Annotated in this window: 18 protein-coding genes; 17 read left to right on the plus strand and 1 reads right to left on the minus strand. The window is 48.6% G+C overall.

What is annotated here, in order from left to right; translation table 11 throughout:
• Positions 1 to 85 precede the first annotated feature (85 nt).
• The 17 genes from MHH46_RS06730 (at position 86) to MHH46_RS06810 (ending at position 19,359) form a co-directional block, all read left to right on the plus strand.
• Positions 86 to 1,210 carry an XdhC family protein gene (locus tag MHH46_RS06730; RefSeq protein ID WP_076125450.1) on the plus strand — a complete coding sequence of 375 codons (1,125 nt, stop codon included), beginning with the start codon at positions 86 to 88 and terminating at the stop codon, positions 1,208 to 1,210.
• The gene (locus MHH46_RS06735) at positions 1,152 to 1,724 is read left to right on the plus strand and encodes an NTP transferase domain-containing protein (RefSeq protein WP_175617362.1); all 573 of its coding nucleotides are present in this window, start codon (positions 1,152 to 1,154) and stop codon (positions 1,722 to 1,724) included. The genes MHH46_RS06730 and MHH46_RS06735 overlap by 59 nt, the downstream gene beginning before the upstream one ends.
• Positions 1,725 to 1,978: 254 nt before the next feature.
• On the plus strand, positions 1,979 to 3,139 hold the full coding sequence (locus tag MHH46_RS06740) for a BMP family ABC transporter substrate-binding protein (RefSeq protein ID WP_036680038.1): 1,161 nt from the start codon (positions 1,979 to 1,981) through the stop codon (positions 3,137 to 3,139).
• 109 nt (positions 3,140 to 3,248) lie between these two features.
• Entirely contained in the window at positions 3,249 to 4,781 is a 1,533-nt protein-coding gene (locus MHH46_RS06745; RefSeq protein WP_076125446.1) for an ABC transporter ATP-binding protein, read from the plus strand.
• The gene (locus MHH46_RS06750) at positions 4,778 to 5,920 is read left to right on the plus strand and encodes an ABC transporter permease (protein ID WP_081387874.1); all 1,143 of its coding nucleotides are present in this window, start codon (positions 4,778 to 4,780) and stop codon (positions 5,918 to 5,920) included. The genes MHH46_RS06745 and MHH46_RS06750 overlap by 4 nt, the downstream gene beginning before the upstream one ends.
• A 3-nt stretch (positions 5,921 to 5,923) precedes the next feature.
• Positions 5,924 to 6,853, plus strand: coding sequence for an ABC transporter permease (locus MHH46_RS06755; RefSeq protein ID WP_042185778.1), 930 nt, complete (start codon positions 5,924 to 5,926; stop codon positions 6,851 to 6,853).
• Between the two features lie 58 nt (positions 6,854 to 6,911).
• Entirely contained in the window at positions 6,912 to 7,811 is a 900-nt protein-coding gene (locus MHH46_RS06760) for a xanthine dehydrogenase family protein subunit M (RefSeq protein WP_076125444.1), read from the plus strand.
• A 34-nt stretch (positions 7,812 to 7,845) separates the two neighbouring features.
• Entirely contained in the window at positions 7,846 to 10,140 is a 2,295-nt protein-coding gene (pucD, locus tag MHH46_RS06765) for a xanthine dehydrogenase subunit D (protein WP_076125442.1), read from the plus strand.
• Positions 10,127 to 10,663: a (2Fe-2S)-binding protein gene (locus tag MHH46_RS06770; protein WP_081387873.1), complete on the plus strand. Its 537-nt coding sequence runs from the start codon at positions 10,127 to 10,129 to the stop codon at positions 10,661 to 10,663. The genes pucD and MHH46_RS06770 overlap by 14 nt, the downstream gene beginning before the upstream one ends.
• 4 nt (positions 10,664 to 10,667) lie before the next feature.
• Complete coding sequence (gene uraD, locus MHH46_RS06775; RefSeq protein WP_076125440.1) at positions 10,668 to 11,180, plus strand: 2-oxo-4-hydroxy-4-carboxy-5-ureidoimidazoline decarboxylase; 513 nt, start codon at positions 10,668 to 10,670, stop codon at positions 11,178 to 11,180.
• Between the two features lie 43 nt (positions 11,181 to 11,223).
• Entirely contained in the window at positions 11,224 to 12,174 is a 951-nt protein-coding gene (gene pucL, locus MHH46_RS06780) for a factor-independent urate hydroxylase (protein ID WP_076125438.1), read from the plus strand.
• Positions 12,174 to 12,548: a hydroxyisourate hydrolase gene (uraH, locus tag MHH46_RS06785; RefSeq protein ID WP_076125436.1), complete on the plus strand. Its 375-nt coding sequence runs from the start codon at positions 12,174 to 12,176 to the stop codon at positions 12,546 to 12,548. The genes pucL and uraH overlap by 1 nt, the downstream gene beginning before the upstream one ends.
• A gap of 33 nt (positions 12,549 to 12,581) precedes the next feature.
• Positions 12,582 to 13,976, plus strand: a complete 1,395-nt coding sequence (locus MHH46_RS06790; RefSeq protein WP_076125434.1) for an allantoinase — start codon at positions 12,582 to 12,584, stop codon at positions 13,974 to 13,976.
• Positions 13,973 to 15,229 carry an allantoate deiminase gene (gene allC / locus MHH46_RS06795; protein WP_076125432.1) on the plus strand — a complete coding sequence of 419 codons (1,257 nt, stop codon included), beginning with the start codon at positions 13,973 to 13,975 and terminating at the stop codon, positions 15,227 to 15,229. The genes MHH46_RS06790 and allC overlap by 4 nt, the downstream gene beginning before the upstream one ends.
• 34 nt (positions 15,230 to 15,263) lie before the next feature.
• Positions 15,264 to 16,496 carry an alanine--glyoxylate aminotransferase family protein gene (locus MHH46_RS06800; RefSeq protein WP_076125430.1) on the plus strand — a complete coding sequence of 411 codons (1,233 nt, stop codon included), beginning with the start codon at positions 15,264 to 15,266 and terminating at the stop codon, positions 16,494 to 16,496.
• A gap of 234 nt (positions 16,497 to 16,730) precedes the next feature.
• Entirely contained in the window at positions 16,731 to 18,548 is a 1,818-nt protein-coding gene (locus MHH46_RS06805) for an adenine deaminase (RefSeq protein ID WP_076193039.1), read from the plus strand.
• Between the two features lie 358 nt (positions 18,549 to 18,906).
• Positions 18,907 to 19,359, plus strand: a complete 453-nt coding sequence (locus MHH46_RS06810; protein WP_076193037.1) for an IDEAL domain-containing protein — start codon at positions 18,907 to 18,909, stop codon at positions 19,357 to 19,359.
• A 93-nt stretch (positions 19,360 to 19,452) separates the two neighbouring features.
• Here the strand turns inward: MHH46_RS06810 and hemH are convergent, their stop codons facing one another.
• A complete protein-coding gene (hemH, locus tag MHH46_RS06815) occupies positions 19,453 to 20,466 on the minus strand; it encodes a ferrochelatase (protein ID WP_179086309.1) in 1,014 nt (337 codons plus the stop codon).
• Positions 20,467 to 20,911: the final 445 nt, after the last annotated feature.

Genomic DNA, 20,911 nt, shown 5'->3' on the forward strand with positions numbered 1-20,911 from the left:
CTAAGGTCTAAGGTTTAAAGTCTAAGGTCTAAGTTCTAAGTTCTAAGTTCTGGGTTGAAATGCAAACACGGAGGAGGGGAACCTCGTGAATACACATGAGATCGCCATGCATATTCAAACCCATCAGGGGCCTGCGGTGCTGGCAACGCTGATAGAGGTGGAGGGACACTCGTATCGTAAAGCCGGAGCGGTGATGTTGTTTTTTGAAGGAGGTACGATTGGGAGCCTGAGTCCAGGTTGTCTGGAAAACGATCTGCAGCTGCGAACTTCTGAGATCTGGGAACGAGGGCTGCCCGAAATTGTGGAATACAACATGCTGTCTCCGGATGATCTGTCCTGGGGTGAGGTTGTCGGCTGTGGAGGCAAAATCAAAGTAGTGCTTGAACCCGTGCAGGGTCAGCTCTACAAGCTTTTAGTGCAGGCGAGTGACAGATTGGCTAGGGGAGAGAAGCTAATTCTGTTCCGCGAAGCAGTGGAGAACGGTTTTGCCTATAAGCTGGAGCTGGATCCAGACCTTGTACTGCCGCAGAGCAAGAAACATCCGAAATTATCCCACTCGGAAAAAGAAAACCTGGCGGCAGGTCGCTTTATGGCCGCTCCAGCAGAATTGACAGCATTCCATACGTCTTTCGTACCTAAACCGCGGCTTGTGATTTTTGGCGGGGGACGTGATGTGGTTCCTATTGCGGAACTTGCTGACAGAGTTGGCTTTCGGGTAGCGGTTGCGGATTGGCGTGAAGGAAGCTTGCACAATAAGTTTCCTCGAGCTGAACAAGTAATTTGTTCCCCCATGGAGGTTGTTCAGCGATTGGGCGTAGCTCGAGAGGATTATGTATTGATTTGCAGTCATCAACTTGGGCGGGATAGACAGTTCCTGGAGAGTGTGATTCCGCTTGCTCCTCTATATATAGGGATTATCGGTTCGAAGGCACGAATATCTCTTTTACTGGAAGGGTTTGAGGCTCCTGCATCTTTGCATGCACCTGTAGGGTTGCCGATTGGAGGAGAAGGTCCGGAGGAGATTGCGGTCAGTATTATAGCAGAAATTATTCAAATTAGAAGGGTGGGCTCACGAGAGCTGCCCAAAGGAGCGGATAGTATTGAAGGTAGCAGGAATATATTTGGCAGCGGGGCAGAGCAGGCGGATGGGCGTGTCCAAGGTTTCGCTGAAATTGTCGCAGGAGGTCTCCCTCGGGAGCGTCGCGCTTAGTGAATTGGATCGTTGCAATCTAGAACCGCTAATCGTGGTAGTGCGTGCGGATGACAACTTGGAATGGCTGCCACCCGCGATTGAACCGCAAGGCTCCAGACGTACCGAAACTTGCTTAACCGCACATCTAGGATTGTCTTTTTCACTGCGCTGCGGCCTTAATGCGGTATTACCTTTACAGCCCGATGCAGTAGTTGTGGCGCTTGCGGATCAGCCATTTATTACTACAGCATTAGTGAATCGTCTAATACAAACGTTTGAACAATCTCCGGAGATGGATTATGTCGCTAGCGTCAGCAATGGGTCGGCTATGCCTCCGGCTTTGTTCTCGAAGACGTTGTTTCCAGCACTACAGGGATTAGATGGAGATCGAGGAGCGGCGGGGATATTGCGTTCACCTGATTATAAGGGGATTGTTCTGGAATCTGAGTCTGCCCATTATTTCATGGACGCAGATACAAAAGAAGATTTTGGTGAGATTCAGGAGCAATGGATTCTGAGAAATGGAAAGTGAAGTAAAGAATAGTCTGGAAAGTAATCTGAAAAGTAATCTGAAACAGTGTTCCTTTTCCACCTTTGGTCATATAATATGACACGCAACTCACCTTACGAAAACCAATTAGTGCATTACACACAAAAAAAGTTCTGATTCTTATATTCCTATACAAACGTATGTTATATAAATTTACGCCAAGGCCACCTCTAAGTATAGTAGAAGTACATTAATGGTTGCAGCCATGATGAGAGATGATTTGGAGGAGGAGAATTATGAAAAAAAGGGGTCAGTTCATAACATCTTGTCTTGCATTAATGGTTCTAATGACGGTGGCTTTGGTGGGGTGTGGCAGCAATAATAATACTTCTACAAATGCAACGGAGGCACCAGCGACAACTACAGCGGCAACAGAGGCAACTGCAACAACAGAACCGGCTGCAAAGAAACCGACGGTTGCTTTTGTTTATATCGGACCTCCAGGGGATGGCGGCTACACGTACCAACATGATCAAGGACGGCTGTATATGGAGAAGGAGCTGGGGATTAAAGCTGACTTTGTAGAAAATGTCCCTGAAAGTGCTGACGCCGAACGAATCATCACAGAGCTTGCGCAATCACACGACATCGTGTTTACAACGAGCTTCGGATATATGGATTTTACATTAAATGTAGCGGGCAAATTTCCCAACGTGAAGTTCCTGCATGCTTCGGGTTACAAAACCGCAGAGAACATGGGGACCTACTTCGGGAAAAACTATCAGGCCAGCTATCTGAGCGGCATAGCGGCAGGGAAAATGACCAAAAATAATCAGTTGGGTTATGTAGGGGCTTTTCCGATCAGCGAAGTGATTTATAACTTGAATGCTTTTACCCTTGGAGCACAAAGTGTCAATCCTGATGTAAAGGTGAATGTGGTATGGACGAATACATGGTATGACCCGACGACTGAACGTCAAGCGGCAATCAGCTTGCTGGATAAGGGGGCGGATGTGCTTTTGGCCTATCAGGATTCACCTGCAACCCTGCAGGCTGCTGCTGAACGAGGGGCTTTTGCCGGGGGAAATGACTCGGATATGAGTAAATACGCTCCGGACAATTATTTGACGAATCCGGTATGGAATTGGGGGCCGTATTACGTAAAAGCTGTGCAGGCAGTTATGGATGGAACCTGGAAGAGCGAGCAATATTCCGGTGATATGGCTGACGGTATGGTGGAGCTGGCTCCTTTCGGGAACAAGATCCCAGATGATGTGAAAAAGCTTGTCGAAGACGCCAAAGCCAAAATTATCAGTGGTGAGCTTGAGGTTTTCACAGGTCCGATCTCAGATAATCAAGGGAATGTGAAGGTTCAGGAGGGTCAGAAGCTGACCTTGGAGGAAGTGCTGGGCATGAACTGGCTCGTAAAAGGTGTGGAAGGAACTATCCCGCAATAATGTTTAAAAATAGGGAATAAGATGTGCACAATCTATGGGTGGGGCGGGTTCCGTTAAGCGGAAACTTCCCCACCCGTACTACAACTTGAAGGAAGGAGGGGTTCAGGCCATGCGGGGAACTTCAGTTGAAATGCGGGGGATTGTGAAAAAATTCGGCTCGGTAACCGCCAGTGATCAAGTCGACTTTTCGGCAAATGCGGGTGAGATTCATGCGTTGCTTGGGGAGAATGGGGCCGGGAAGAGCACGGTGATGAGCATGCTGTCAGGGGTGTACAGAGCAGATGAAGGAGAAATCTTCATTCATGGGAAAGGTGCTCAGATCCGTTCTCCTAAAGATGCTGCGCAGCTGGGTGTAGGTATGGTGTTTCAGAACTTTAGGCTGGTGCAAAGCCTCACAGCAGCAGAAAATATCGTGCTTGGCGAAAAGTCGTCTTTCTGGCGCGGCCGTAAGTGGATGAAGAACAAACGCGAGGAGATAGAGGCATTAGCGGAACGGTTTGGACTGAATTTCCCGGTGGATCGCCCGATCTGGCAGTTGTCCGTGGGTGAGCAGCAGCGTGTTGAAATCGTTAAGACGCTGTATCGCGGGGCTGACATTATTATTCTGGATGAACCAACCTCTGTATTGACCCCGGGAGAGGTGGAACAGCTATTTGAAACGCTGAGGGTCATGAAGCAGGCAGGAAAAACGGTCATTATGACTACTCATAAAATGAAAGAGGTTATGGCGTCCTCCGATCGGATTTCCGTCATGCGCAAAGGGAAAATGATCGCCACACTGACCACGGCAGATACAGATGAACTGGAGCTGGCTCGTCTGATGGTGGGCAAGGAAGTAACCATCACTCGTCAAGAACGGGAAGCCACTGAAGGGGATTCTTTATTAGTAGTGAAAGATGTGGACGTATATGCCGATCACGGGCGAAAAGCACTGGATCACTTCTCACTGAACGTATGTAAAGGGGAGATTGTAGGCGTAGCTGGGGTAGCTGGTAACGGGCAAAAGGAACTGGCTGAAGTGTTAACAGGTCTTAGAGGCTGGAAAAGTGGTGAAATCACGTTTGATGGAAAAACGGTGAAATCGGCTTCGGTTAGAGGGGCAATTGATTCAGGAATCTCCCACGTGCCGGAGAACCGGATGAAGAGCGGTTTAGCTGGACGCCTCGGATCGGTGGATAATCTTTTGTTTAAGTCTTACCGCTCAGAGGAGCACTCCAAATTTGGTTTCTTGAAGTCCGCGAAGAACCGTTTGTGGTCACAGGAGCTGGTCCAGCGCTTTAACGTCAAAACACCTGAGCTGGAGACGCCAGTACAACAGTTGTCAGGTGGTAATCAGCAGAAGCTGCTCTTTGCACGTGAAATCAGTCATCGGCCTAAGCTGATGGTCGCCGTTCATCCGACACAAGGGCTGGATGTAGGTGCCACGGCTGGTGTTCACGATCTTCTTATGGAGTTGCGTGGTTCAGGTAGTGGCGTGTTGATAATTTCGGAGGATTTAGATGAATTGCTTCAGTTGTCCGACCGGATTCTAGTGATCTATAACGGCTCAATTATTGGTGAGAGTACACATGAGGAAGCGAATCGAGAGAGCATCGGACTACTAATGGCTGGTATTCATAATAGAGAGGAGAGCGCCGTATGAGCCTGGAGAATGGAAGAAATACCGCAGCAGCAGTACTGGCACCCCTCCCCTCCCACTCCGGAAAACGATTCTCTCTACGTTTCGATTACGATGCCAGCCGCATCCGTTCTCCTTGGTGGACACCTATTGTATCTATAGTTTTAGCGCTATTGTTGTGTGCCCTATTTATTGCGGCGAATGGTATGAATCCGGTGCTGGTCTATGAAAAAATGTTCCGTGGCGCATTTGGCACTGCGTATGGGCTCACGGAAACGATGGTTAAAGCGATCCCGCTACTCCTATGTGGGCTTGGGATTGCTGTGGCTTACCGCATTTCGGTATGGAATATTGGAGCAGAAGGCCAGTTAACCGTTGGGGCTATGGCGGCCACAGCGGTCACGATTTATTTTCCTGACTTACCTTCATTCTGGTCCCTGAGCTTAATGCTGCTGTTCGGGATTGCCGCGGGTGCGCTTTGGGGACTATTGACTGCTATTCCGCGGACGCATTTTGGAGTGAATGAGCTAATCACTTCATTAATGCTGAATTATGTTGCCCTATTGGCGCTCGATTACGTGGTATTCGGACCCTGGAAAGATCCTAAAGGTTTTAATTTCCCGGGATCCCCTATGTTTACTGCGGCTCAATCGCTGCCTGTTCTCGGAAGTACAAGATTGCATATTGGATTGTTATTTGGACTTATCGCCGTTGTGATTTATTACTTAATGATTCGTTTTACCAAGTGGGGTTACGAGCTCCGTCTGATTGGGGCCAATCCTGTTGCAGCCAGATACGCGGGGATTCCTATCAAGCGGCATATTATTATCGTCATGCTGATCAGTGGAGGGCTCGCCGGGATCGCTGGCATGGCAGAGGTCTCCGGTGTTACACACAAGCTGATGCAGGGCATTTCACCGGGTTATGGATACACCGCCATTATCGTAGCTTGGCTGGCCAAATTGAATCCACTCGGTCTAATCGTTACTTCTATTCTATTCGGTGGCTTAATTGTTGGCGGATATAGTGTTCAAACCATCGGGTTGCCCTCTTCAATTTCAGAAATGCTGCAAGGCTCCATCCTGTTTTTCTTGATTGCTGGCGATATGATCTATCGTTTCCGCATTCGTCGTAGCCGGGTTCAGCTGAAAGGGGGGAGATAGGCGATGGATTTTACAACACAGCTACTTATTGCCGCTATTTCCGCAGGGACCCCGCTGCTGCTGGCTACGCTGGGAGGCATTCTAAATGAACGAGCCGGCATTATACAGCTTGGGGCTGAAGGTCTGATGCTGATGGGAGCGGTCACCACTTGTATCGTGTATATTCGCTCCGGAAACCTGTTGCTGGCTCTGCTGGCTACCGTAGCTGTAACGGCTGTGCTTGGTTTGCTGCATTCTTTTCTCTGTGTGACCTTGCGGGCGAATCAAACGATGTCCGGTCTTGCGATGACCTTGTTCGGCAGTGGGTTGAGCGCTTATCTTGGTAAACCAATCAGCGGCATTCCTTTGCCGGGAACCTCCCCTAAGCTGCATCTGGCTTGGCTGGAAAATGTACCGTTCATCGGAAAAATATTCGGCAACATGGATTACCTAACCTGGTTCAGCCTGCTGCTAGTGCTTGCTCTGCATCTGCTAATTCACCGCACTTCATGGGGCCTGCATTTGCGGGCAGTCGGAGACAGTCCGGCTACCGCAGATGTGATGGGGATCCGTGTGCAGCTTATCCGCTACAGCTATGTGATCACCGGTGCTGCTCTCATCGGCCTGGCCGGAGCGGATATGGTATTGGCCTATGCGCCAACCTGGAATGAAGGGCTGACAGCCGGTCGAGGCTGGATTGCGGTAGGGCTAGTGATTTTTGCCAGATGGAATCCGCTGCGCGCTTTGTTCTGCGCTTACTTTTTTGGGGCATTGGATTCACTTGGCTTCCGCATTCAATTGCTGGGCAGTGCAGTTCCGCCCTATTTTCTCAAAATGATTCCGTACCTTGTGACCATTCTGGTCCTAATGTACCTTGGGTACCGCAATCGCAACAAACCATCCGGTACACCGGAGGCGCTCGGAGTTCCTTATATTCGGGAACAAAGGTTTTAAGGCAGGCTATACGAGAAGGGAAGCGGCAATCTGGTACTCAAAAAGGGAGGCGGAGTGTATGGGAGTTATACGGGAAGAGGATGGAAGGCTACCTGAAGTAATTCAACCCCACAGCCTGCACGAAGCTTGGGAGAGAAAAACGGCGTTTGGAGACAGTTCCCGATATGTCGCAGGAGGAACATTGCTGAGAACAGGGTGGGAAAATGGAACGGATCATATGCCCAAACAGCTGATTGATCTTCGGCAAATCACAAATCTCGGCGACATTACCTTAACGGAATTTCACTTATCTCTGGGCGCTCTTGTTCCACTCTCCCAGTGCCGCAGTAATGAGCATTTGCAGGCCGTGGCTCCTGCGCTGCAAGAGGCTGCACGTTGCATAGCGGCTCCGTCGGTGCGTAATCTTGCCACGCTCGGGGGCAATATCGCTTCTGGCTTCGGAGATATTCTACCTGCGTTACTGGTCTATGACGCGGAGTTAATCTCCTTTGACGGCAAATTTATGACGGCACTACCTTTGATAGAGTGGCTAAACAATCACTGGAGCGGGATAAAACCTGCGGCAGATCTTGTGGCTGAGATTCGCATCTCACCTACTCGCTTAGAGAGTCCGTTAACGGATAGGCTAGAAATTTTCCGTAAGGTTGGCCGCAGGGAAGTGTTCACCCCTTCACTTGTAACAGTAGCAATCTCAGCATCAATCGATGAGGAACTCCGTTTCCGTGAGGTGCGTATCGCCGCAGGTGGGGGCTCTGGGCGGCCGCAGCGACTAAGTAGAGCTGAAGTTATGCTTGAAGGTGTGAGGTATACAGAGGAGCTGTTGGCTTCTTTATATGAAGAGGTTGAGAACAGCTTTGAAACGTATAGTGATCCCTTTGCAACAGAACTTTACAAGAAAAAGACTGCTGGGAATTTGGTTGTATCTGAGCTGTGGAAGGCTATGAATATACGGAGTTAAGAGGTGAATAACCCGACGAAAGGAGAGAGGGAAAATGCTGCTGAATAAGGAATCCAGCGGTAGCCGCTGGCGTACACGACCCGATGGAGAGGGCAAGGTATCCGGTAAGCTGCAGTATTTGACCGACATGAGGGCAGAAGGAATGTTGATCGGCCGCGTGCTCCGCAGTGAGCAGGCACATGCTCGTATTTTGTCCATACGCATTGAGAAGGCCGTTGAAGTCCCTGGTGTACACGCTGTAATTACTCATGAGGATGTGCCCGGACTTAACGGCTTTGGCATAGCTTTGCCGCATCAACCGGTATTTTGCAGTGACCGTGTGCGTTACACTGGCGATGCGATTGCGGCAGTCGCGGCAGAGACGGACGAAATTGCGGAATATGCCTTATCTCTTATCGAAGTGGATTATGAGCTTCTACCCTTACTTGAGAATCCGGAAGAGGCGATGAAAAAGGACGCAATTCTGCTGCATGCCGAGGGAAACGTGCTTCATCATACGGAATATCGGAAAGGGGAGCCGGAAGCGGTATTTACGGATTGCTGTCATGTGGTAGAGGAGACTTATTATACACCACGCCAAATGCACACCTATATGGAGACTGAAGGTGGACTGTTTATCCCAGAGGATAACGGACGGCTTACCGTATATTCAGCTACACAACATGGGTTGATGGATCGCCTGCAGCTATCCAGAATTCTGGCTATTCCTCAAGAAGATATTCGCGTCATCTCGAGTCCTATCGGCGGGTCCTTTGGAGGAAAAGACGAGCTGAATGTACAGCCATATGGAGCGCTGCTCGCCTTGCGGACACTCCGTCCGGTAAGACTGCATAATTCGAGAGCTGAATCGGTACGTGCAGGACTAAAACGCCATCCCATGAAAATCACCATGAAAACTGGCTGCGACCCCGAAGGAATCATCAGGGCACATCAGGTCAGAATTATTTCGGATACGGGAGCTTACGCAACACTGGGGGCGGAGGTGCTCAACTTCGCGACAGAACATGTGATGGGCCCCTATATCATCGATCATGTGGATGTGAAGGGTTTTGCTGTATATACCAATAACGGTGTATCTGGTGAATTTCGCGGTTTTGGCGGCAATCAGGCGATTTTTGCTTTGGAGGGACAAATCGATCGGTTGGCTGAGCGATTGCAGATCGATCCGTGGGAAATGCGCCGCCGCAATTTGCGTAAATATGGAGATCTGGGGCCGCTGGGTCAGGAAATTGCTCAGACCGATGGTGCCTTTCAGGTGTGGGAAGCGCTGGCGGGTTCGCCTCTTATGACTGAGGCCGCATCTACAGACAGTGATTCAGGTGTTGTGGAACCTTGGATCGTAACTGGAACGGGTGCTGCTATAGCTATGCATGGTGCAGGACTTGGCTATGGTATTCCCGATCCGGCGGGTGGCAGGCTCTCTTTGACGCTAGAGGGCAAAATTGAGGCGGTGTTTGGTTACGAGGAGTTTGGTCAGGGGTTAATCGCAACAATGGAACAAATGCTGATTGAACAGTTTGGCTTGGCGGCAGAGGATCTAAGCATCGTCATTGGCGATACGGATGTTGTGCCCGATAGCGGATCTAGTACGGCTTCCCGATCAACCAGCATGATGTGGATGGCCTTAAAACGGCTGCGTCCAGACTTCACCGCTCGAGTGCTGCAGGCAGCTGCGATGATAAAGCCAGAGCTGGATAACTATGAAATGAAGCTCGGCCCTGGCGGCATTTGGCTAAAAGACGGCGGTCTGCTTCTGACTTACAAGGGCTTGGCACAGCATATTTCAGAACCCATTGTCTGTAATACAAAGTTTACTTATCCAACCACACCCTTTAAAAGAGTGGGGGCACATTTCCTATACACCTATTCTGCAATCGCAGTCCGCGTGGAAGTTAATCTGCTTACTGGACGTGTTCGTGTACTGGATCAATATCATGCGGTAGCGGCGGGACCGGTGGCTAATCCGCAAGGTTATCTTGGACAGATCGAAGGTGGCAGCAGTATGGCGGTCGGTTTCACCTTGTCAGAGGATGCTGTGATGTCTGGCGGCAGCTATGTCACCAAAAATTTAGACACCTATTTGGTGCCGACCATTGCCGATATGAATGGCAGCATTCAGGTGCAGCCGATAGAGGATTTGCCGGATCATGACACGTACGGTCCTCGCGGCATTGGAGAGGTGGGTTCCGTCAATTTAGCTCCGGCAGTCGTGTCGGCCATATTTCAGGCTGTAGGGAAGCGGATAACCAAGCTTCCCATTGATCCCGAATGGCTGCAGTCTACACCGTTTATTCCACAAAAGGTGGTGAACATCCATGTCGAGCCATAATTCAGATGCGAATCTAGATGAAGATAACCTTGCCCCCTTATCGTCTGAGGAAGCTTTTGCAGAAGAAAGGTTCACCTTTAATTGCAATCTCAATGGTAAAGCGATATCCACGGAGCTTCCACCCTCCCGCCGGCTTTTAAAGGTCATTCGTGAAGATTTGGAGCTGACCGGCACAAAACGTTCTTGTGAGATTGGCCGCTGCGGGGCATGTATGGTGCTGGTGGATGGACGTCCAGTGAATTCATGTCTGGTCATGGCCTATCAATGCTCAGGTGCGGAAATTACAACGATTGAGGGTCTTAGTGAAGTAGGCCTGCATCCCGTTCAGCGGGCTTTTTTAGAAGAGGGGGGGTTCCAATGCGGTTATTGCACACCAGGGATGGTTATCTCGGTGGTTGCTCTGCTGGAAGAGAACCCGCATCCTACTCAGGCTGAAGTGGAAGAAGCTTTATCGGGTAACATTTGTCGCTGTACGGGGTACAGTGGCATTTTACGAGCTGTTAACAAAGCTATTGGAGGTTGAGTGGATGGTCGTTTCTGAAGGCAGGTTTACGATGGAAGAGATAAATGCCATGAGTATAACGGATTTTGTGAAGCATCTAGGCGGCATTTTTGAACATTCACCGTGGGTAGCAGAGGAGGCTTATAAGCAGATTCCGTTCCATTCTTTAGAGCATTTGCATAGCACCATGATGCAGACCGTACTGAGTGCTGACCGGAGCCGAATGGAGGGACTATTAAAAGCTCACCCGGATTTGGCGACTAGGCTTCAAGTTACGGCTTTGTCTGCCTCAGAGCAGCAGGGAGCTGGACTGGATCGGTTAACAACGAAAGAGTTCAATCTATTAAATGATCTGAATCGAAAGTATACGGACAAATTTCATTTTCCTTTTATTCTAGCTGTTCGTGGCAAAAACAAAGATGACATTATCAGCGCCATTGGAGTGCGAGTAGAGCGTTCCCCTCAGGAGGAATGGGTTCAAGCCTTTTCTGAAGTCGGTACAATTACGAGATTTCGCCTAAGTGATTTAATTATTTAATTATTTAATTATTCATTCATCATAAACGGGGAGGGTGTCAGCCATGCTGGAACCAATTAACGGACGTACAATGTTTTATGGAAAAAGTGATGTGCTAACTTATCGTACCTATGCTAAACCGCTGGCCGTTACCCCCGTTCCCGAATCTTCCTTCACGGGCTGCGACAACATTATATTCGCACATAATATTACATTCGCAGTCACGGGCGAAGCGTTTCTTCCTTCTTTTTCAGAGGGGGATAATTCCATGGTTGTTGCTACCGATTCTATGAAAAATTTCATCCTGCGCAATACCGCGGACTACACTGGAAGCACAACGGAGGGGCTACTGCAGCTTCTAAGCAGCCGTTTTCTCGATAAATACGATCATGTCACCGCAGTTTCAGTTTCCGCAGACCGGTTACCTTTTGAACAGGTGATGGTGCCCGGGGTTGAGGGGCTTAAACAGAGTCATTTAGTACTGCGTCACTCCAATAATGAATCTTATTCGGCTTCGTTAACTATAAAACGTGGAGAGAATGGGACTGAGGTTATCGCTCATGAATGCCGATTGAAGGATTTACAGCTGATAAAAGTGAGTGGAAGCTCGTTTTATGGATTCGTCCGTGATGAGTATACAACATTGCCGGAGAGCTTTGACCGTCCGCTTTATATTTTTCTGAATATTAACTGGACCTACAGTGATGTTCAGCATGCTCTGGATGGAGATCTAGGCCAATATGTGGCATCGGAGCAGGTTCGCGATATCGCCCATAGCGCTTTTCATGAGCTGAACAGTCCATCAATCCAATCGTTGATTTATCAAATTGGGCTGCGCGTATTGTCCCGTTTTCCACAGCTGGCTACCGTTTCATTTGAGTCCAATAACCGGACTTGGGAAACCATTGTTGAGCCTGAAGAAACTAAAGGTGGAGTCTTCACCGAACCTCGTCCACCCTATGGTTTTCAGGGCTTTTCTGTCAGCCGTGCAGATCTGGCCGGAGAGACAGCGTAATGAGCGGGCGTCTTACCACCCATGTGTTGGATCTGTCGCGGGGGATTCCTGCTACAGGTCTGACGCTTCAGCTCTGGAAGCTTACGGATGGGATGAGCAAGCTTCTGTGTGAAGAAGTCACGAACAGTGACGGGAGGCTGGATGCTCCGCTGCTGGAGGGAAACGAAATGGAGTCTGGATGTTACGAGCTGCTGTTTATGGTTGGCGATTACTACCGTAGAGCGGATGCCAAAGCGTCAGCAGACACTCAACGTGAGATGCCTTTTTTTCTAGAACAGATACCTATTCGCTTTCATATAGAGAGCTCCATGCAACACTACCATGTACCTTTGCTAGTAGCACCTGGTGGATATAGTACGTATCGGGGAAGTTAAGAGAAAGTTGACGACCGGAGGAGGTGGCAGCTCATGAAGGAATCCTATGAACTTGTGATTAAGAACGGGAATGTAGTGCTGCCCGATCAGGTACTCAAGCTGGATATTGCAGTATCAGAGGGTAAGATTGTCGCACTTGGAGAGGAACTTTCGCTTGCGCCGCTAACCAAAGTCATCGACGCAGAGGGGTTCTATGTGCTCCCCGGTATGATTGATATGCATGTCCACTTTAATGAACCAACGTTTGGACATTGGGAAGGCTTTCGCAGCGGTTCTGCGGCGTTGGCAGCTGGCGGCTGCACAACCTATGCAGATATGCCGCTTAACGGTAATCCACCTACTGTGAACGAGGCTGGGCTTCGTCAAAAGGTAGATGCTGCGGCTGGAAACTCTGCCGTTGATTATGTGCTGTGGGGTGGGCTCGTTCCCGGCAATTTGGATGATTTAGAAGTTTTGGCAGCCGCTGGCGTCACCGGGTTTAAAGCCTTTCTCTCCAATCCTGGAGGGGAGGGCGAAGGCAGATTCCGTGAAGTGGATGAGGATACACTCTATCAAGGGATGCAGCGAATCGCTTCTCTGGGCGGGATTCTGGCGCTGCATGCAGAAAGTGAGGCTATCACGGCGGTGTTGACCGCAGATGCAGTGCGAAATGGCAGAACCAGCGCAAGTGATTTTGCGGCTTGCCGCCCTGCTGAAGCAGAGCTGGAGGCAGTGTCCAGGGCGCTGCTGTACGGTGAACGTACGGGCTGCCGGTTGCATTTTGTTCATATCAGCACGGCCGCCGCCATTGAGAAAATCTATGAAGCTAAGCTTCGAGGTCTGGACGTTTCGGCCGAAACCTGTCCACATTATCTGGTCCTCACTGAAAATGATATGAAGGCTTTAGGCCCTGTGGCGAAGTGTGCGCCTCCGCTGCGAAGTGCGGTGGAGCAGGAGAAGTTATGGGAGATGCTGGCCCAAGGCAAAATCGATCTGATTGCTTCGGATCATTCCCCCTGTCCAACGGAATTGAAGGTGAAGCCGGACTTGTCTTTTTTTGCAGCTTGGGGTGGGATCTCGGGTGCGCAGAGCAGTCTGGAGCTTATGTTCCATGAAGGCGTGAATGTGCGGGGTTTGGATGTTACATTAATTTCCAGTCTGCTTGCAGGGCAACCCGCAAAACGTTTTGGAATAGAGCATCGCAAAGGCGCTATAGCTCTAGGTCTAGATGCCGATTTAGTTCTGCTGAATCCAAATACAACCTATACGCTGACTGCGGAGGATTTATTGTATCGCCACAAGCACAGCCCCTACATCGGAAGAACTTTATCCTGCAAAGTAGTTGCTACGATCTGTCGCGGGAATGTGATCTATACCTCTGAAGAAGGAGTGATCAGTGAGGGAGGTGGACAGTGGCTGCGAATTAGGAAGGAGCAGTACAGCCTATGAATGATTCCAGAGTTCAAGCGTCGACTCAGAAACTGCTGGAGCTGCTGGAGGAGCTGGCGGCATTCAGCACACCTGGGCCAGGAGTTACTAGACTGCTATATACGGAGGAATGGAGCCGGGCGCAGATTTTTTTGCAGGAAAAAATGGCTGGGCTCGGCTTAGAAGTTTCCATAGACAAGGTTGGCAATGTATATGGACGATTGAGTGGATGCAATCCGCAGCAAAAGGTTATTTTAACCGGATCGCATATCGATACTGTAGTCAATGGCGGAAAATATGATGGTGCCTATGGGATCGCTGCGGCTATGATTGCGCTTCAAGATTTGCAGAGGAACTTTGGCCAGCCGCAGCGGACGCTTGAAGTCGTATCTTTTTGTGAAGAAGAGGGGAGCCGATTTCCGCTTGCTTATTGGGGTTCGGGCCATGTCACGGAAAGGTATGACGGAAGCGAGGCCGAGACCTGTATGGATGCAGAGGGCGTGACGTTAAAAGCAGCAATGGCACAATCCAGCTTCTTACAGGACATAACGGAGGAGAAAGCTTCTAAGCGGACTGGAGTCAGAAATGATATTGGTGCTTTTGTAGAACTGCACATCGAGCAGGGGATTATTCTGGAGAAGACGGACACTCAGATAGGCGTAGTTCAGGGGATTGTTGGCCAGAGACGATATGTGGTCAAGGTCAGTGGTACTGCTAATCATGCGGGCACGACACCGATGTTGATGCGGCAGGATGCACTGGCTAGTGCGGTTGAAATGCTGTACGTGCTTGAAAGTGCTGCTAAAACTACTGGTGAACCTCTTGTAGCAACCTCGGGTAAGCTTGAGGTGTATCCGAATACGCCAAATGTGATCCCGGGTGAGGTTCTTTTTACACTAGATATCCGCCATAGTGAAGAGGACGAACTGGAACGTTTCTGTGAGAAGCTTCTTGCGGAATGTAATGAAATTGCTGTTAAACGTGGGGTGACTCTTGAGGTTACATCCGTGCTCAATACAGTCCCTGCGCCTATGGATATGAAGCTATCTGCAATGCTGGAAAATATCTGCCGCCAACAGGGGAAGACGTACCGCATGATGGTAAGTGGAGCGGGACATGACGCCCAGCTGTTTGCGCCGCGTTGCCCTACTGCGATGATATTTGTGCCAAGCCGAGCTGGCATCAGCCATTCTCCGGAAGAGTATACTTCCCCTGAGCAGCTCGTTGCTGGGCTTGAGGTTCTGACTGCGATGTTATATGAGTTAGCTTATTAAAAAGAGTTCGCCGAACTTTTAAGGGAGGATCATCATGAAGCGTTACGAAGATTTGTCGCCGTCCCAACGCTGTATTATGACTCCGGGTCCGGTCGAGGTAGATCCGCGTGTACTGCGGGCGATGTCTTTTCCGGTGCTGGGTCAGTTTGATCCAGAGTTCACCTCTATTATGAATGAAACGATGGAAATGCTGCGGGAGCTGTTTGCTACTTCTAATTCATGGGCTTACCCAATTGATGGTACCTCCCGTGCTGGAATTGAAGCCGTGATGGTTAGTTTGATCCTGCCGGGTGAGCGTGTGCTGATTCCGATCTTTGGCCGCTTCGGACATCTATTGCATGAGATTGCTGAAAGATGTGGCGCTGAGGTGTTCGTGTTGGAAAAGCCATGGGGGAGTGTGTTTGAGCCGGATGAAGTGATAGCAGCTATGGAGACTTTTAAGCCACATGTGGTGGCAATGGTTCACGGGGAGACCTCTACAGGACGTGTGCAGCCACTCGCGGAAATTGGTAGAGCTTGCCGCCGGATGGATACTTTATTCATAGTCGATGCAGTTGCAACCATTGGGGGCATTCCTGTCGAGACAGATGCTTGGATGTTGGATGCCGTCGTTGGCGGTACACAGAAATGCCTGTCCGTCCCTTCCGGAATGGCACCGATAACGTATAATGATCGTGCTGAAGCTAAGCTCATGACCCGAAAACGAGTAGAACGCGGGATTAGAACAAGTGATGTCCAGCCAGGTGACTTATCTTTTGTCCGCAGCAATTATTTCGATCTCAGCATGCTTCAGGATTACTGGAGTCCCCAACGTCTCAATCATCATACAGAGATGACCTCAATGCTTTATGCACTGCGGGAGGGCTTGCGGCTTACCTTTGAAGAAGGGCTGGATGCCCGATTCGCCAGACATATCCTCCATGAAAAAGCACTTGTAGCTGGATTAACAGCTATGGGTTTAGAACTATACGGGGATCCTTCCTGCAAGCTTACTGTTGTTACCTGTGTGCTCATCCCTGAGGGGATAGATGGGGAAGCTGTCCGTTCGCTGCTGCTGGGGCGGTTCGGAATTGAAATTGCCAGTTCTTTTGGACCGTTAAAGGGAAGGATCTGGCGCATTGGTACGATGGGTTTTAGCTGTCGTGAGAATAACGTGTTGCGGCTGCTTGGAGCGCTGGAAGCCGCATTACAGCGTCATGGATTTAAGGGGCCTTGCGGGTTTGGGGTTCAGGCAGCACTTGACGTATATGAGGCAAAAGTAAGATAATCGTTGGAATAGAGCGGATGGCGGGAGAGTAAAAACAGGGGCATGTCCGGATGGTTCGGACAATCTTTGGGAATAAGTAAACGGCTATCATCTACAGGGATGATTGAGCCGTTTTTTCTTACAAATACAGACCTGCGCAACTATATTATCCTAGGCTTAATAGTTAGGCAATCCTCTATGATTACGGATCTATTCACTACATCAAGACAACACTTGGATACTAACGGGGGAGAGATGAAGATGACAACTTTTACAAGAAAGCCTTTAGCGGATTGTGTACCTGAGCTTGTGGCTACGGCAAGAGGCGATAAACCGGCAACGCTGGTAATTACAGGTGGAAAGCTGGTCAACGTATGCTCTGGTGAAATTCTAGAAGGAATGTCTGTTGGTGTTCAAGGTGGACGAATTGCTTATGTTGGTAAAGATGTGACACATATGATTGGCGAAGGAACGCAAGTTATTGATGCGAACGGCAAGTATATAGCTCCGGGATTGCTCGATGGCCACTGCCATATTGAGAGCACCCAGCTAACCGTTACTGAATTTTCCCGCGCTGTTCTGCCGCTTGGCACAACAGGTGGTTTCTTTGATGCGCATGAGATTGCTAATGTATTCGGGCTGAAGGGTATTCAATTGATGCTGGATGAGATGCGGGGGACGCCGTTAGCTGCTTACATGCAGGTGGCTTCTTGTGTGCCTGCGGCAGGTGCGGAATTCGAGACAACGGGTGCCTCAATTGGTCCTGAAGAAGTTGCCGAAGCTTTTACGTGGGGCAAAGATGTGATTGCTCTGGGCGAAGTGATGAATTTCCCTGGCGTTGTTTACGGCGATGAGAAAATGCTTGGAGAGATTCAAGCTACGCTGCGGGCAGGCAGATTTGTTGACGGTCATTTCACATGGCCTTCCAGCGACTGGAGACTGCCAGTGTATGCTGCGGCAGGGGTGACTGGTGATCATGAGTGTGTGACAGCAGACGATGTGATTGAGCGCGTTCGACTGGGGATGTATGCCAAAATGCGCCGGGGCTCGGCTTGGCATGATGTTGCCAAGACCATCACCGCTCATACAGAGCGTGGACTTGATCCGCGTCGCATGATGCTGGTAACTGATGACCGCAGCTCGGAATCGTTACGGGACGAAGGTCATATGGATTTCGTTGTTCGCCATGCGATTGCTCAAGGCGTGAAGCCAGTAACAGCCTTCCAAATGGCAACTATTAATACGGCAGAGCGTTTTGGGTTGTCTCAGGATATCGGATCTATTACTCCAGGTTCTTTTGCGGATATTATTCTGCTGGACGGGAATTTGGCCGATGTTCGTGTGGTACTTACGATTGCTGCTGGTGTAGTCGTTGCCGAAAACGGTGTGATGACGGCAGAGCTTGCTAAATTCTCATATCCAGAGGAAGTTTTGGCTTCGGTTCATTTGCCACAGCGTCCTACCGCCGAAGATTTTATTATCTCGGCTCCAATTGAAACAGGTGAACTTACTACAAGAGTTATTAAAGTAAGAGAAAATCATGTGGAGACCATTGAACGTATGGTTTCGGTACCTGTAGTAGCAGGGCAGCTGGATGTAAATGCTGTAGAGGGTCTATGTAAAATCGCTGTGCTCGAACGGCATAAAGGAACAGGAAATAAATCAGTGGCTGTTGTGGAAGGCATCGGTTTTAAAGAACCGGCTGCTATCGCAATGACTGTTGCTCATGATAGTCATAATGTACTCGTCATCGGCAATGATAATGAGCTAATGGCCAAAGCTGCGAACGCGGTGGCGGACGCTCAGGGTGGGGTCGCCGTAATTACATCTAGTGGAGAAACGTTATTCCCGTTGGCCATTGCAGGCCTAATGTCTACAGAGCCATTTGAAATTGCTGCTGAGAAATCAGCTGCGATCAGCAAAGCGTTGTATGATGCCGGCTGTACTTTGAATTACGCGTTTATGACTTTATCGCTGCTTGCTTTGGCGGTTATCCCAACGTTACGTATCACAGATAAAGGACTCGTGCGGATTTCACCCGAGGGAATACAGTTAGTGCCATTGTTTGTTTAAGTAAATTAACTGAAGTATAATCCTAATGCAAAAAACTGTTCTGAGGTCATAATGACCCTTCAGAACAGTTTTTTTTGTTTAAATATAAGAAAGCAAAAGCTTCACATGATGCGTAATCTTTATACATCCTTTTGTAATGAACAATAATATTAAACAGATTTTTAGAGAATGAAACATTTTTCTGAGCGAAATCCTAAAAAAATATAAATAAAGCATAGTCAGGTGACGATAATAATGTTAAATTAGATAAAATTAAAGTGAATTAATGGAGTTAATTTTACATTAATGGCATATAAAGAATTATAGATAATGGCAGGTTTCGAATAACCCAACTAAGAGGGACGAGGTGCATGGAGAGATGATCAGACTAGAAACGCAAGATATTTTGAGTATTAGCATGAAGCAAATTGCTACTATTTTTAAGATGAAGCCGCTTGAACTGAGATTTGTCACCGATTTTCAGGGTGAGAAATATCTCTTAACTAATGATAAGTTACACCTCAACAACCAGCAATATTGGGCAAAGGTTATGGAATGTGTCTTTGATGATCATGTTAGACCTGTGTTAATGTGTGAGGTATTATATTTCCTTCGTAATGAATTTCTGGAAAGTGACATTAAGTTATGTTTTTCTTATGATTACGCAGAGGATGGGAATGGCGCAGCTACAGCTACGGCTGAAGTATCCTTTAATGACTCAGCAGATTTACAGCCGAGTGAGATTGCCGAGCTGATTGATTTTGCGTTGACCTTGCAGGACAAGCAGTGGTTCCATGAACTGACTACGAAATATAAGCAGCTTACAGCATAAGTATCCTTTCGATTCTTCATGCTTAACAATTGATATAGATAACCGTCTTGTCTGCAACAGAAATGATCTGTGGACAAGACGGTTTTTTTTGATTTACCATCCTTGGGCGTTTTTTTCTACATGTTCAGCCAAAAAATCAAGCCAATCCTCATGGTCATTCAAACAGGGGATTGCCATAAATTCCTCTGCTTGTCCTCCACCAGCCTCGAATTGTTCTCGTCCTTCTATGGCTAGCTCATGCAGCGTTTCCAGACAATCGGTCACAAGACCCGGTGAAAAAATCAGAGGCTTACGTATTCCTCGTCCGGCAAGCTCTCCCAGAACATCCGCAGTAGAGGGTCCTACCCATTCTTCTCGTCCGAAACGTGATTGAAAACTAAGCTGCCAGCGTTCGGACTCCCAATTCATAGCAGAAGCAAGAAGATGCGCGGTTTCCATGCATTGCTGCGGGTAGGGATCGCCGGTATCCGCATACCGTTTGGGAATCCCATGGAAGGTCAGTACAAAATAATCAGGTTCTTTGCCCAGAATCTCCATTTGACGCAGTAGGTGTGACTTCAAGGCTGAAATATAACCGGGCTCATTATAGTAGGCATCAATAAATCTTAGAGCCGGAATCAGACGTTTAGTTACAGGTCCAGTGGAGCTTTGGCGACCTAAGGCTGCAAAGCTGGCCTGATCGAATACGGACGCGGTAGTCGTGGACGAATATTGCGGAAACAGCGGCACAATGATAATTCGGGTAACTCCGGCGGTGTCGAATTTCGCCATCGCTTGCTCCATGCTGGGTTCGCTATAAGCCAATCCAAGCTCTACCTGATACCGTGGACCCAGCAGTTCTTGTAATCCAGATTGCTGAGCTAAAGAGTGAAAGAGCAATGGTGATCCTTCGGTTGTCCATATTTGACTGTACAGCTCAGCGGACCGGCGTGGACGTGAACGCAGAATGACACCTCGCAGCAAAGGCTGCCACAGCAGAGGAGAATAATCTATGATTCGGCGATCTGATAAAAAACGTTTCAGATAAGGCCGTACAGCTTTTGCAGTTGGTGCAGTAGGGGTGCCGATTTGGGCGAGTATAACTCCAATAGGTGGCTGTTTGCTCAAAGCACAGAACTCCTTTCCCATATAAGAGATCGTTCTAAAATAGCATAGCTAGCCTTGAATGCACAGTTATTGAGATCACTTTGCGCGTATAAATTAAATTTAATCGCAAATAGTGATGTTTCTTATAGGGTGTGTGATTTTCGATACAGAAGAACCGCAGAAAGGTCTGGTAGTATCAAACCAGAAATTGATGGAAAACGGGTGTAAGTGTTTTTATAGTAACTCATGTGAATTATTTCACCTTTTATACAGCTTTGTGTTAAAAGGAAGAAATGAAATAGATTCAAGCTATTTTTTATTGAAAATCGAGCGTGTAAAGGCATGAGAGGGGGGATGAGTTCTTATGAAGAGAGAAGTTATGCTTCATAAGAAGAGAAGGGGCATCGTACGAAAAAGGTTTGGTTAACAAAAAGCTACATATCACTGGGGTTTGGTAAAGGAGAAT

This window comes from Paenibacillus sp. FSL H8-0175 (assembly GCF_045040615.1).
GTDB lineage: Bacteria > Bacillota > Bacilli > Paenibacillales > Paenibacillaceae > Paenibacillus_AQ > Paenibacillus_AQ odorifer.

Bases quoted from the DNA above. Each gene is read 5' to 3' on its own strand.
- MHH46_RS06740 (WP_036680038.1), top strand. From the start codon at position 1,979: ATGAAAAAAAGGGGTCAGTTCATAACATCTTGTCTTGCATTAATGGTT.
- MHH46_RS06745 (WP_076125446.1), top strand. From the start codon at position 3,249: ATGCGGGGAACTTCAGTTGAAATGCGGGGGATTGTGAAAAAATTCGGC.
- MHH46_RS06750 (WP_081387874.1), top strand. From the start codon at position 4,778: ATGAGCCTGGAGAATGGAAGAAATACCGCAGCAGCAGTACTGGCACCC.
- MHH46_RS06755 (WP_042185778.1), top strand. From the start codon at position 5,924: ATGGATTTTACAACACAGCTACTTATTGCCGCTATTTCCGCAGGGACC.
- MHH46_RS06760 (WP_076125444.1), top strand. From the start codon at position 6,912: ATGGGAGTTATACGGGAAGAGGATGGAAGGCTACCTGAAGTAATTCAA.
- pucD (WP_076125442.1), top strand. From the start codon at position 7,846: ATGCTGCTGAATAAGGAATCCAGCGGTAGCCGCTGGCGTACACGACCC.
- MHH46_RS06770 (WP_081387873.1), top strand. From the start codon at position 10,127: ATGTCGAGCCATAATTCAGATGCGAATCTAGATGAAGATAACCTTGCC.
- uraD (WP_076125440.1), top strand. From the start codon at position 10,668: ATGGTCGTTTCTGAAGGCAGGTTTACGATGGAAGAGATAAATGCCATG.
- pucL (WP_076125438.1), top strand. From the start codon at position 11,224: ATGCTGGAACCAATTAACGGACGTACAATGTTTTATGGAAAAAGTGAT.
- uraH (WP_076125436.1), top strand. From the start codon at position 12,174: ATGAGCGGGCGTCTTACCACCCATGTGTTGGATCTGTCGCGGGGGATT.
- MHH46_RS06790 (WP_076125434.1), top strand. From the start codon at position 12,582: ATGAAGGAATCCTATGAACTTGTGATTAAGAACGGGAATGTAGTGCTG.
- allC (WP_076125432.1), top strand. From the start codon at position 13,973: ATGAATGATTCCAGAGTTCAAGCGTCGACTCAGAAACTGCTGGAGCTG.
- MHH46_RS06800 (WP_076125430.1), top strand. From the start codon at position 15,264: ATGAAGCGTTACGAAGATTTGTCGCCGTCCCAACGCTGTATTATGACT.
- MHH46_RS06805 (WP_076193039.1), top strand. From the start codon at position 16,731: ATGAAGATGACAACTTTTACAAGAAAGCCTTTAGCGGATTGTGTACCT.
- MHH46_RS06810 (WP_076193037.1), top strand. From the start codon at position 18,907: ATGATCAGACTAGAAACGCAAGATATTTTGAGTATTAGCATGAAGCAA.